Origin of the sequence: Lentzea sp. NPDC102401 (genome assembly GCF_044765805.1) — a bacterium.
Lineage (GTDB): Bacteria > Actinomycetota > Actinomycetes > Mycobacteriales > Pseudonocardiaceae > Lentzea > Lentzea sokolovensis.
In genome coordinates this window covers 1,069,993-1,081,942 of sequence record NZ_JBIWKS010000001.1, presented here as the reverse complement: position 1 = coordinate 1,081,942, position 11,950 = coordinate 1,069,993, and the positions used below count along the sequence as shown (strand labels likewise).

11 protein-coding genes are annotated in these 11,950 nt (G+C 69.6%); 4 read left to right on the top strand and 7 right to left on the bottom strand.

Translation table 11 applies throughout. The features are described from left to right. Positions 1-360: a hypothetical protein gene (locus tag ACIRG5_RS04810; protein WP_402900170.1), complete on the bottom strand. Its 360-nt coding sequence runs from the start codon at positions 358-360 to the stop codon at positions 1-3. 310 nt (positions 361-670) lie between these two features. On the opposite strand from ACIRG5_RS04810, the gene ACIRG5_RS04805 reads away from it, so the two are divergent. After that, a complete protein-coding gene (locus tag ACIRG5_RS04805; RefSeq protein ID WP_402900167.1) occupies positions 671-1,585 on the top strand; it encodes a hypothetical protein in 915 nt (304 codons plus the stop codon). Then, positions 1,582-2,127 carry a histidine phosphatase family protein gene (locus ACIRG5_RS04800; RefSeq protein ID WP_402900165.1) on the top strand — a complete coding sequence of 182 codons (546 nt, stop codon included), beginning with the start codon at positions 1,582-1,584 and terminating at the stop codon, positions 2,125-2,127. Before ACIRG5_RS04805 ends, ACIRG5_RS04800 begins: the two co-directional genes overlap by 4 nt. On the opposite strand, the gene ACIRG5_RS04795 is transcribed toward ACIRG5_RS04800, so the two are convergent. After that, positions 2,114-3,268 carry a metallophosphoesterase gene (locus tag ACIRG5_RS04795; protein WP_402900162.1) on the bottom strand — a complete coding sequence of 385 codons (1,155 nt, stop codon included), beginning with the start codon at positions 3,266-3,268 and terminating at the stop codon, positions 2,114-2,116. The genes ACIRG5_RS04800 and ACIRG5_RS04795 overlap by 14 nt on opposite strands. Before the next feature lie 189 nt (positions 3,269-3,457). On the opposite strand from ACIRG5_RS04795, the gene ACIRG5_RS04790 reads away from it, so the two are divergent. Then, on the top strand, positions 3,458-3,847 hold the full coding sequence (locus ACIRG5_RS04790; RefSeq protein WP_319981050.1) for a hypothetical protein: 390 nt from the start codon (positions 3,458-3,460) through the stop codon (positions 3,845-3,847). A 14-nt stretch (positions 3,848-3,861) separates the two neighbouring features. Here ACIRG5_RS04790 and ACIRG5_RS04785 read toward each other — a convergent pair whose 3' ends face one another. Beyond that, positions 3,862-4,161, bottom strand: coding sequence for a hypothetical protein (locus ACIRG5_RS04785; RefSeq protein WP_402900158.1), 300 nt, complete (start codon positions 4,159-4,161; stop codon positions 3,862-3,864). Between the two features lie 143 nt (positions 4,162-4,304). On the opposite strand from ACIRG5_RS04785, the gene ACIRG5_RS04780 reads away from it, so the two are divergent. Beyond that, the gene (locus ACIRG5_RS04780; RefSeq protein ID WP_402900156.1) at positions 4,305-7,316 is read left to right on the top strand and encodes an amidohydrolase family protein; all 3,012 of its coding nucleotides are present in this window, start codon (positions 4,305-4,307) and stop codon (positions 7,314-7,316) included. On the opposite strand, the gene ACIRG5_RS04775 is transcribed toward ACIRG5_RS04780, so the two are convergent. From ACIRG5_RS04775 to ACIRG5_RS04760, 4 genes are all read right to left on the bottom strand, one after another. After that, on the bottom strand, positions 7,310-8,185 hold the full coding sequence (locus tag ACIRG5_RS04775; RefSeq protein WP_402900154.1) for a dioxygenase: 876 nt from the start codon (positions 8,183-8,185) through the stop codon (positions 7,310-7,312). The genes ACIRG5_RS04780 and ACIRG5_RS04775 overlap by 7 nt on opposite strands. After that, the gene (locus tag ACIRG5_RS04770; protein ID WP_402900152.1) at positions 8,182-9,189 is read right to left on the bottom strand and encodes a maleylacetate reductase; all 1,008 of its coding nucleotides are present in this window, start codon (positions 9,187-9,189) and stop codon (positions 8,182-8,184) included. Before ACIRG5_RS04770 ends, ACIRG5_RS04775 begins: the two co-directional genes overlap by 4 nt. Continuing rightward, positions 9,186-10,985, bottom strand: a complete 1,800-nt coding sequence (locus ACIRG5_RS04765) for an FAD-dependent oxidoreductase (RefSeq protein ID WP_402900149.1) — start codon at positions 10,983-10,985, stop codon at positions 9,186-9,188. The genes ACIRG5_RS04770 and ACIRG5_RS04765 overlap by 4 nt, the downstream gene beginning before the upstream one ends. A 70-nt stretch (positions 10,986-11,055) precedes the next feature. After that, positions 11,056-11,949, bottom strand: coding sequence for an AraC family transcriptional regulator (locus ACIRG5_RS04760; RefSeq protein WP_402900146.1), 894 nt, complete (start codon positions 11,947-11,949; stop codon positions 11,056-11,058). Between the last annotated feature and the right edge of the window lies 1 nt (position 11,950).

Below are 11,950 nucleotides of genomic sequence, written 5' to 3'. Positions count from 1 at the left end.
CTAAACGCGCTGCGGAAGCTTGGCTACTACCGCTTTCGCCAGGAAGATCGCTCCCAGGCACAACGCGGCGGAGTCCTTTGCGTTCTCGTCGGCCAGGATTACGACCACGACCTCGAACCGCTCTTCCTGAACGGCCTTGTGCAGGATCGACACCTCGCAGGCGCCGTCCTCGGGCTCGATGGACGCCGTGCGCCGCCGGTAGTCCCAGCCACAGCCCCAGTTGCCGAGCTCGTTCCACGGACAGGGCGTCGCCTCGGCCTCCGGCCACGTCGGCGATCTCGCACGACGGACGGTTCCCTGCTCGACCTGGCCCAGCACTTCGGTCGGCTTCGCGGCGCCCTGTCTTGAACATGACTGCACTTGACCGGTTCTGTTGCCCGGAGACACGACGAGATCAAGGCGTTCTTCAGGTGTTTCCGTTCTGTGACACGAAAACCGGGACAAGATCCGGTTTTTCGGGAGCGGCGCGGGGGTTGTGCGCAGGTGTGGCACGGTGCTTAGCCTGACTCACGAGTCAGGAATGGGCGGCCGGTCGGGCCAGCGTTCGTGACGGTGTGTAGACGAAACGGGCTAACGGTCGACACAGCGTGCGGTCCATTGAGTTCAAACAACCCGTTCGTGAATGAACCACACGTTCGGGTAGCCCTGTGTCCCTGGCACACTGCGCTCCGTGCCGACCCAGTTCCCCGACGAACCACCGACCGAGCGTCATCTGGCGCCCGACCCCGCGTTGATGGAGGCCGCGCGCGCCAGGGGAGCCGCCCGGTGGGCGGCGGCCGGTGACTCCCAGGAGCAGGAGCAGAAGCCGCCGAGCGGTCCGCTGAAGCCGCGCGCCGCCGCGATCGCCGCCATCGCCGCGCTCCTCGTGCTCGGCGGGATCGCGATCGTCACGTTCAACGGTAGTTCCGGAAACGGCGTCACGGACATCGCGCAGCCCTCGCACAGCTACATCCCCGGCCTGATCACCCCGCCCGAGGAACTGCCGGCGGAGTCGACGTCGAACGGCATGGACCCGTCGCTGGCCTCGTCGGCGCTCGGCTTGACGCCGACGACCACGCAGAACGTCGCCCCGCCGCCCGCGGGGGACCCGGGTAAGGCTCCCGGTGGTGCCAAGTCGTTCACGACAGGCCCCGGTTGCGGCGGCTACAGCAACGTCGGCTCGTACCGCGACGGCCGCAAGGGCTGGGTCGACCACGGCGACGGCAAGTGCGGCTCGACGTTCGTGTCGATCCCGATGTCCGGCGATGCCCGCAAGGACGACAGCTCCGCCTACGGGCAGTGGACGTTCGCCGTCACCGGCACGTGCAACGTCTCGGTGCACGTCCCGAACGGCAGCCTGGAGGAGGTCGGGGGTAACCCGACCGTGTACTACGTCTTCGACCGGGCGAGTGTCGGTGGCACCCCGTTGGCGTCGTTCGCGATCAAGCAGGTCGAGAAGCGCGGCCAGTGGGTCAGCGCCGGGAAGTTCAAGGCCAGCGGAAACCTGACCGTGCAGCTGCTCACCCGAGGTCAGGACTGGACCAGCTCCGGACCGACCTACGCCCATCACGCCGCCAGTGCCATCAAGGCAGACTGCACGGCGTGACACGAGATCTGCATCTGGTTCGGCACGGCGAGGCGACGAAGGACGAGTCCCGGCTGACGGCACGGGGCCGCAAACAGGCCGAGGCGCTCGCGGAACGGTTGCGGGGCACGGGTTTCGCGGCCGTGCACCACGGTCCGCTCCCTCGGGCCACCGAGACCGCGGCGATCATCGCCGAAGTGCTGCGCGTGCCCTGCAGGGTCGAGGCCGCGGCGGGCGACTACATGCCGCACTTCGTTCCTGATCACGACGAGTTCTTCGACCAGTTCCCCGAGTCGGAACGCACCCGCGGGCCCGCTCTGGCGCACGAGGCCGAGACGCGGTTCGCCCGGCCCGGCGACGGTCCGGTGCTGGTCGTGACGCACTCGTTCCTGATCAGCTGGCTCGTGCGGGACGCGCTGGACGCCCCGCCCGAGCGGTGGCTGACGCTGAACCACGACAACGCGGCCCTGACGGTCATCCGCTACACGACCGGCGAGTCACCCCGGCTGATCAGGTTCAACGACAGTGGCCATCTTTCTGGGGAGCACCTCAGACAGCTTTGAGCGTGAGGAGCGTGATCTCGCTGGGCGCGAAGACGCGCATCGGCGGACCCCAGAAACCGGCGCCGCGGCTGGTGTAGAGCTGGGTGCGGTCGCTGTGCCTGCTCAGGCCGGCGACCACCGGCTGCTGCAGTCGCACCAGGTAGTGGAACGGCCAGATCTGCCCGCCGTGCGTGTGCCCGGACAGCTGCAGGTCCACGCCCGCGTCCACGGCCTTCTTGATCTCCGACGGCTGGTGCGCGAGCAGCACGACCGGCGCGGTGGAGTCGGCGTCGCGCAAGGCGCGCGTGAGGTCGGCCGCGTGGCCGGGCTCGCCGGAGTGGTCGGCCGTGACGTCGTCGATGCCCGCGAACACCAGCTTGGCGTCGCCGCGTTCGAGCGCCACGTGCTCGTTGCGCAGCGCCTTCCAGCCCAGGCGGGTCATGAGGTCGATCCAGCCCTGCGCGTTCGAGTAGTACTCGTGGTTGCCGGTGATGTAGAAGCGGTGCGGCGTGTTCACGTCGCCGAGCGGGGAGGCCTGCTCCAGGCGCTGGTCGGCGGTGCCGTCCGCGATGTCACCGACGTGCACGGCGACGTCGGCGCCGAGCTTGTTGACCGCGTCGACCATGCCCCGTGACCACTTCGCGCGGTTGATGGCGCCGTAGTGGGTGTCGGTGATGACCGCGACCGTCAGCCCGTCGAACGCGGGGTCGAGCCGGGGAATCGTCACGTCTTGCCGCTTGATCCGCGGCACGCGCATCGCCTCGTACACGCCGTACACCGTCACGGTGACGATGAGGACCGCAAGCAGCACGGCGATGAAACGCGAGCGGAACGGGTTCTCGACGCCGGCCATCGCCATGCCGAGCCTGACAACGTCGGAGATCAGCGTCCACACGAACGCGATCCACACGAAGCCGAGCAGGAACTGGGAGACCCGCGCCGCACGGTCACTGCCTCGCTGGGTGAACAGCACGATCATCGCGATGGCGCCCGCGACGAACACGATGGCGGCGATCGGGCGGACCGGGTCCGGCCACTCGGCGCTGGCCGCGAACAGCCCTTCGAACGGCACCCAGAACAGCAGCGTCGTCACGGTGAAGAGGACGAGCGTGAACACCACCCGCCGAACCGTGACGCGGGGCCGGGCAGCGGTGGTCGTCATGCGCGAATCCTCCAGGGGTGAGCTTTCTCAAACCATCTCAACGCGCAGACCGCTCAGTTTGTTCGCTTCACGGCCGATAGACGTCCGTCACAGGCGTTTTCGCAGCTCGGGAGCAACCGCCAGGCCGATGGCGCATCCTCATATCAGGACCGGAACACCCGCCTGACCCGACGACCTAGAGTGGGCCACATGATCTTCTACACCGACGAGGAGAGCCGCACGCTGCGCACCGCCGTGTACGGCGCGATGCTGCTGGTTTCCCACGCCGACCCCGGCCCCGTGCTGGAGGAGCGCTTCGCCGGCCTGCGCGCGCTCGCGAACCTGTCGCCCGACCTGCGCGGCGTCCTGGGCGCCGCCCGCCCGTCCGTGCCCGCCGGCACCGACGAGGAGATCGAGCCGGTCGTCCTGGAGGCGCTGCGCTCCTCGATGAAGACCCTCGCGGCCAAGTCGCCCGAGGACGCCGCCGACTTCCCGCGCGGTGTGCTGGCGATCTGCCGCGAGGTCGCCGAGGCCGACGGCGTTGTCGTCGACGCCGAGGACGCGATGGTCGCTCGCATCGAGGGCGCGCTCGCCCTCTAGGGCGTGTCCACTGCTCAGACGGGATCGGTGAACGAGATCGGCTTGCCGGTGGCGCGGGCGTAGCCGATCTCCCTGCTCGTGGACTCGCCGACGTACCCGCCGGGGTTGACGACCAGGACCCGGTCGGCCAGGTCGATCTTGCGCAGGTGGAGGGCGTCCAGCGCGGTCTTCTGCTCGTCGGAGACCAACTCGTCTGTTTCGCCCGGCGCGACGACGATGACACCCGCGAAGGTCAGATCACGGTTCGCCGCGCGCATCTCGTCCACGAACCGGGCAGAGCCGCAGAGGCAGACGATCTCAGGTCGGTCGGGCACGGCTCGGTCCTTCGGTCGAACGGGAAACCGTCAGCGTGCATCGTCCCATCAGGTGGATGCTGGGCCGAATGGCCGATGGCGCAAGGCTTTGGCGGTGCCAGGGTGGATCTCCTAGGGGAGAAGACACTGGGGAGTGTGCCGCCATGGAACTGTCCCGCCGCGAACTGCTGACCCGCACCGGCCAGGCCGCCGCCGTCGCCACCGCCGCGTCCACGCTCACGATCGGGACCGCGGGGGCGGAGCCGGGCGAACGCGTGAAACTGACGCAGGGCACCAACATCTCGGTGTCGCGGTCGCGCGACGGCAAGTGGCTCGCCATCGACCTCGTCACGGCCATCTGGGTTCTGCCCTCCACTGGTGGGGAAGCGCGCAAACTCACCGACGAGCTGCAGGACGCCACGCTGCCGTCGTTCGGGCCGGGCAACCAGATCGCGTTCCAGTCCTATCGGGACGGGAACTACCACCTCTACCTGATCGGGCTCGACGGCAACGGCCTGAAGCAGCTCACGCGAGGCAAGTACGACCATCGCGAGCCCGCGTTCTCGCCGGACGGCAAGCAGATCGCGTTCGTCAGCGACCGGGCGGGAAGCTACGGCGTGCACGTGCTCGACCTGGCCACGAACGCCATCACGCAGCTGACCGGTGTGCCGGACGAGGCCGCGGCGCCGCAGTGGTCCGCGGACGGCCGGCGGATCATCTTCACCGTCGGCAACGCGGCCGTGGACACCGTGACGTTGGACGGCAAGCGCGAGCGGCTCGTCACGGCTCCGACGGGCACACAGCTGTTCGGTGCCGCGTTCGGGCCCGGTGACCAGCCCAGTTACACGCAGATGCGGCCCGGCCAGGCCGATCTCGTCCTCGGCACGACGGTGATCACGTCGAAGGAGGACGTGTTCGGGTTCGCGCCGATCTGGAACGGCGACAGCGTCCTCTACACCGCGGACGGCAAGCTCAGGTCGCGCAGCGGCGGTGCAGTCGAAGACATTCCTTTCGTGGCAACGGTTCCGGTGCGCACGAACAGGCGGCAGCACCGCACGAAGAACCTCACCGGCGGTGCGGTGAAGGGCATCGCGAGCCCTGTCGTGTCGCCGGACGGCACGAAGATCGCGTTCCGCGCGCTCAACGCCCTTTACGTGCTGAGCGGCGGGAAAGCGACGAAGCTGACCGACAACAGGTACTTCGACTCCGACCCGGACTTCTCGCCGGACGGCACGAAACTGCTCTACACCAGCGACCGCGGCGGCATCCCGCAGCTGCGGGTCCGCGACCTGAAGACCGGTGACGACAAGGCGTTCGCGCCCGCACCCCACGCGCAGACGATTCCCAGGTTCTCGCCGGACGGCACGAAGGTCGCCTACCTGGACCACGACGGGCAGGTCTGGATCGCCGAACCCGCCGGGCTTCGCCAGGTCACGCCGACGTTGTTCCAGCCGGGCAGGCCGACCTGGTCGAAGGACGGCAACACGGTCGCACTGGCCGCCGTGAAGCCGTTCTCACGCCGGTTCCGCGAAGGCACCAGCCAGTTGCTGTTCGTCGACCTCGTCGGCGGCGCGCTCACCTACACCGAGCCGCTGCCGTTCCGGTCGATCGCGACGCGGGGCGACGACGGCCCGGTGTGGTCGCCGGACGGCAGGAACATCGCGTTCGTCGTGGAGAGCGTCGCCTGGGTCGTCCCGGTCGACGCCCAGGGCAGATTCCTCGCCGAACCGCGTCAGGTCACCCGCGAGGTCACCGACTCGCTGGCCTGGAGCGGCAACGACTCGCTGGTGTACCTGAACAACGGCCGCATCCGGAAGTCCACACTGGACGGCAGGGTCACGACGGTCCGGCACGACCTCACGTGGCGCAGGCCGAAGGCACCCGACCGCAAGGTGATCCGCGTCGGCGCCTACTGGGACGGCGAGGCGCACGCGCTCAAGCGGAACGTCGACATCGTCCTGGAGGACGGCAAGGTCAAGGAGATCCGGCCGCAGCGCGGCAAGGCCGACGTCGACGCCGGCACCCTGACCGCCATCCCCGGCCTGATCGACGCGCACAACCACTGGCACCTGCGCGGCCGCCAATGGGGTGCGAGGCAAGGCCTGACGTGGCTCGCCTACGGCATCACGACGGTCCGCTCGCCCGGCGACCCGGTCTACCAGATGGTCGAGACCCGTGAGGCACTGGCGGCCGGAACCCTCACCGGGCCGCGGTTCTACGCGACCGGCGAGGCAGTGGACGGATCCCGCGTCTACTACAACTTCATGCGCCCGACGCTCGGCAAGGCCCAGCTCGACCTCGAACTGCGCCGAGCCCACGAGCTCGACTACGACCTGATCAAGACCTACGTCCGGCTGCCCGTCGAGCTGCAGCGCGCCGCCGTGCAACGGTCCCGGGTCCCGCTCTCCAGCCACTACCTCTACCCGGCCGCCAACCTCGGCATGGACGGCATGGAGCACGTCGGCGCCACCAACCGCCTCGGCTACTCCCACACCGTCACCCGCCAGGGCCACGCCTACCAGGACGTGATCGCGCTCTTCACGGCGTCCGGCATGTCGATCACGCCCACGCTCTTCCAGTCACGCGCGTTGTACGCCAAGGACAAGTCGATCGTCACCGACGAACGCACCCGCGTGCTGTACCCGCCGTGGGAGTACGAGCGCTTCGTCGCGGACGCCAACAACCAGGACACCCCGGCCGGCACGGCGTCGCTCGACGTCCTGCGCGGCTGGGTCGAGTTCGCCCTGAAGGTCCACCGGGGCGGCGGCTTCGTCATCACCGGCACCGACGCGCCGCTCGACAGCCCGGCCACCGCCACGCACACGAACCTCCGCGCGCTGGTCGAATTCGGCTTCACCCCGAGGGAAGCGCTCATCACCGCGACCCGCAACCCGGCGAAGTGGCTGGGCCTGCCGCTCGGTGCGATCAAGCCGGGCGCACCGGCCGACATCGCGTTCGTGGACGGCGACCCGCTCACCGACATCAAGGCGGCCGCGAACGTCAAGCTGGTCGCGGTCGGCGGGCAGCTCCACGACATTCCAGAGCTGCTCGCGCCGTACCGGAACCAGCAGACGCTCACCGCCCACACCGCCGAACTGCCGGCAGCGCCGTCAGCGGAGAACAAGCACTGGTGGCACGAACCGGAGTGGGCCGAACGCGTCTGCTGCGATCACTGACTCGGGGCGAGCACGATGTCGAAACGGGAGTGTGCCCAGGGCTTGTCGCCCAGCGCCCTCCCGTCCGGCGTCGGCGCACCTGCCGGCTGCTCCTCGAACCGCTTGATCAGCGACTCCTTCACCCCGAACACCGAGTCGCCGATCTCCAGCTGCGGATCGCCCTCGACGAAGACGTGCGTGACGAGCGTGCGGAAGTCCTGCGCTGACACCATGAAGTGCAGGTGGGCGGCGCGGACGGGGGAGCGGCCCACGGCGTCCAGCAGGGCGCCCACCGGCCCGTCGTGCGGGATCGGGTACGGGGTCGGCGTCGTGCACCAGAACGCGAAACCGCCGTCCTCGCCGGAGAACAGGTGCCCTCGGCCCGCCACGCGTGAGTCGGCGTACTGCACGTCGTAGAAACCGTCCTCGTCGGCCTCCCACACCTCGATCCGCGCGCCCGGCACCGGGTTGCCGGAGGTGTCGCGGACAGTTCCGGAAACCCAGCACGGCGTTCCGGTGGCACCGCCGGCGATGTCGCCGCCGACACCGACCAACGGCGACTCCTCCACGAAGAACGGGCCGAAGACCGTTGCCTCCGTGGCGTTCTCGTAGGCCTCGTTGTTCACCGCGATGGTCTGCATCGACGCGCCCAGCACGTCCGACAGCAGGATGAACTCCTGCCGCTTGTCGTCGGTGATGTGCCCGGCGGCGGTCAGGAACTCGATGGCCCGCGTCCACTCGGCCTCGGTCAGGCGGGTCTCTCGGATGAACGCGTGCAGGTGCCGGGTGAGCGCCTCCATCAGTTCCTTGAGCCGCGGGTCCGGGGTGCGCGCGAACGACGCGACGACCTCGTCGGTGAGCTGTTCCTCGATGCGGTGCTGGGCGGTCATGCGTCGAGCCCCTTCTGGGCGGCGGTGAGCAGGGAGATCAGGTCGTCCTCGGTGACGGGGCGAGGGTTCGACGCAGGCACGGACGGCAGCACGAGATGCGCGGCCTCGCGGACATCGGGCACGCCACGAAGCTCGTGTGAGGCACCGATTTCGTCGTACAGGTCGATGAGCCCGCCACCGAGTGCCTCCGTGATCCTGGCGGCCGCCTCGGGGACCGCGGGGGCGTTGAAAGCCAGCACGTACGGCAGGATCGCCGTGTGCGTCTGGGCGTGCGGGAGGTTGTAGGCGCCGCCGAGCACATGGCAGATCTTGTGGTGCAGGCCGGAACCCGCCGACGCGAACGCCACGGCGGCCAGGTAGGCGCCGTAGAGCATCAACTCGCGACCCTCGACGTCGCCGATCAGTCGAAGGCCACGGCTCAACGTGCGAACACCCTCCAGGGCCAGCGCCTGGTTGATCGGGTCGGCGCGCGGCGCCCACATCGAATCCACGCAGTGCGCCAGCGCGTTGCAGCCAGAGGCGATCGACAACTCCCGTGGCAGCGACGACGTGAGCGCCGCGTCGTAGACCACGGTCACCGGCAGCACCCGGTCGTCGACGCCGGTGGTTTTGCGGGACGCCTCGGTCAGGCCCCACACGGTGGTCGCCTCCGAGCCCGCGTACGTGGTGGGCACGGCGACGATCGGCAGCCCGGTGGTCAGCGCGACCGCCTTGGCCAGCCCGGTCGTGGAGCCGCCGCCGACGCTCACCAGCAGGTCCGCGCCGGACTCGGCGGCCAGCGCGCGGGCGCGTTCGGCGTTCTCCACCGGGACGTGCGGCGCCACGTCCGTGCAGTGCGCGGCCACGTCGATCTTCGCCGTCACCTCGGGAACGGGCTTGGAGGAGATCAGCAGCACCCGCCGGGAACCGAGGCGGGCGACCTCCGCGGCCACGTCGTCCGCCGCCGTGCCGGTGCCGAACCGCACCCGCTGGCCGAGCGTGACGTGCTCGAACTGCCAGGTCATGCGCTCTCCTCCCGGCTCAGGACCGCGGTCAGGACGGACATCAGCTCCGCCTCCGGGTCGGCGGGCAACGACGTGCCGCGCCACGCGACGTGCTTGTCCGGCCGCACCAGCACCGCGCCGTCCTCGTCCACACCGGACAGTCGCGACCAGTCGAAGTAGAGATCGGTGACCGCGCGTCCTGGCCCGATGACCACGGTCCGCAGCGGCACGCCGAGCCGGTCGGCGGCCTTCTGCGCTGCGTCTGCCCACGCCTCGCCGGTGATCCCCGTCAGCAGCGTGAACTGTCCGTACGGCACCAGGTCGTGGGTGGAGAGCTTGCTCCTGCTGTCACCGACCCAGGCGTGCGGCAGCCGCGCTCCGGGCCAGGTCGACGGCTCGTAGTACAGCTCGGGATCGCGCGACGGCTCAGGCCGTTCACCGTTGCCGACAACCGCGCTGGAGACGTACGACTGGCCCATCTCCACGCCGTGCGCGTTGAACTCGTAGTTCTTCAACTCCATGGCTTCCCGCACGGCGGCGCGCTTGGCGGCGCCCGCGAGGCTGGCGGACTTGCGCTCCTCGATGCGCGCGTCCATCTCGCCGGCCGACTGAGAGGCGTCGAGCCCGAGCGCCTCGAAGAGAGCACCGAACTCGCGAGCGGACTTGTTGGCCCGCGTCACGATCTGGCGCGCCACCGGAGCGCGTTCGTCGGAATAGGTCTCCAGCAACGAGGAGCCGGCCTGTCCGTTGAGGACGAGAGCGAGCTTCCACGCCAGGTTGTAGGAGTCCTGGATCGAGGTGTTGGACCCGAGCCCGTTGCTCGGCGGATGCTTGTGCACGGCGTCCCCCGCGCAGAACACCCGGCCGCGCTGCAACCGCGTGGCGTACTGCTCGTTGTTGCCCCACAAGGAGATCCCGGTGATCTCCGCGTCGAGCGCCGGATCGCCGACGAGGTTGCGCACGATCTGCAACGCGTCGTCGTCGCTCACCTCGGGCACGCCCTGCGCGAGGTCGAAGCCCCAGACGATCAGCCACTCGTTCCACGGCCGGACCATCCGCACGAGCCCGGCGCCGATCCCGCCGACGTTCGCGCCGGGCTGGATCACCCAGTACAGCACCGAAGGCCGGTGCCGGCACAGTTCGGAGAGGTCGGCCTTGAAGGTGATGTTCATGGACCCGGCGACGTCCATCTGGCCCTCGTAGGGCAGGTCCAGGTCGGCGGCCACGGCGGACCGCGCGCCGTCCGCGCCGATCAGGTACTTGGCACGGATCGTGTACTCGGTGCCGGTCAGCCGGTTGAGCACCCGCACGGTCACACCGTCGGAGTCCTGCGTGTGCCCCAGGTACTCGGTGCTGAACTGCGTCTGCGTGCCGCGTGCCGTGGCGTTGCGGACGAGGATCGGCTCCAGGTAGGTCTGCGGGATGTCGCAGTTGAGCGACGGTGACGCGAGCACGTGGTCGGCGTGCCGGGCGGGGTGGTTTCCCCAGGTGAGGATGCGGCCGATCTCCTCGCCGGTGATCGAGGTGCAGAACACCGTGTCGCCGATCAGGTGGTGCGGCGTGGCGTCGGCGAGCACCTGGTCCTCGATGCCGACGTCGCGGAAGATCTCCATCGTGCGCTGGTTGGTGATGTGCGCGCGAGGGGTGTTCGCGGTCCACCGGTACTTCGTGATCATGATGTTCGGAACGCCCAGAGTGGACAGGAACAGCGCTGCGGAGGCTCCGGCCGGACCCGATCCCACGATCAGCACATCGGTCTCGACCACTGTGCTCGCCGGCGGGGACGTGTCGGTGAGACCGTCGTGGAAAGTCACCATGACGGAACGGTGACAGTCCTGTGTCGCCACGAGGGCCGTGCGCCCGCACGTGGCGGAAACAGGCAAAAACTCAGGACCGCAGCGCCGCCCGGTCCTGCCGGGGTGTCGCCCCGAACCGTGCCCGGTAGGTGCGGGAGAAGTGCGCCTGCGACACGAAACCGGTGCGTGCCGCGACCTCGGCGAGCGTGATGGGCTGGACGAGCAACAGCCGGGCCGCGTCGAGCCGCGCGTTCAGGATCGCCTGCGGCACGCTCTGCCCGGACTTCGCGAACAGGCGCGACAGGTGACGTTCGGAGTAGCCGATGGCGGCGGCGATCCGGAGCGCGCACAGCTCCTGTTCGTGCAGATGAGCGGCGATGAAGGCGTGCGCGGCGGCCAGATCTGCGGTCGGGGTGCGGGCGCCGAGCAGCGTGTCGAGCAGGTCTGTGGCGGTGTGCTCCAGCCCGTCCCAGTCGGCGGGGCCGCGCAGCGCACCCGACAGCGCGCTGACCAACGCTTGTGCGTGCGCGTTGTCCCGGAAGCTGAACACCTGAGGCCGCACAGGCCCACGCCGCGGTGCCTTCAGCACGAGTTCGGTGAGGCCCTCCGAGAACTCGCGCCGGAACGGCTGGTCCCCGTCCAGCACGAGCGCCTGACCGGGGACGACCAGCTCACGGCCGCCCCGGTGCTCGAAGCGGCTTTCCCCGGCCAGCATGAAGTAGACGACCAGCCCGTCGGCCGGGTGCTCGGCGATCTGCCGGACGTCCCGTTCGACGGCGTGCGGCGACCCGGTCACGCGTGCGACGTGCAGGCGGGGGAGCGTCAGGTTCACCTCGGTACCGTCGAACGGCCGGTCGGCCTGAGGCGTGACGCGCAGCCCGACCAGGGCGCGGGCGTTGTGCTCCTCCCACCCGGCCAGCCTGCGCGAGCCGGGCAGGTCGTGCGTCCGGAACCTGGTCAGGCCGGGCGGGTGCACGAGTGCCATC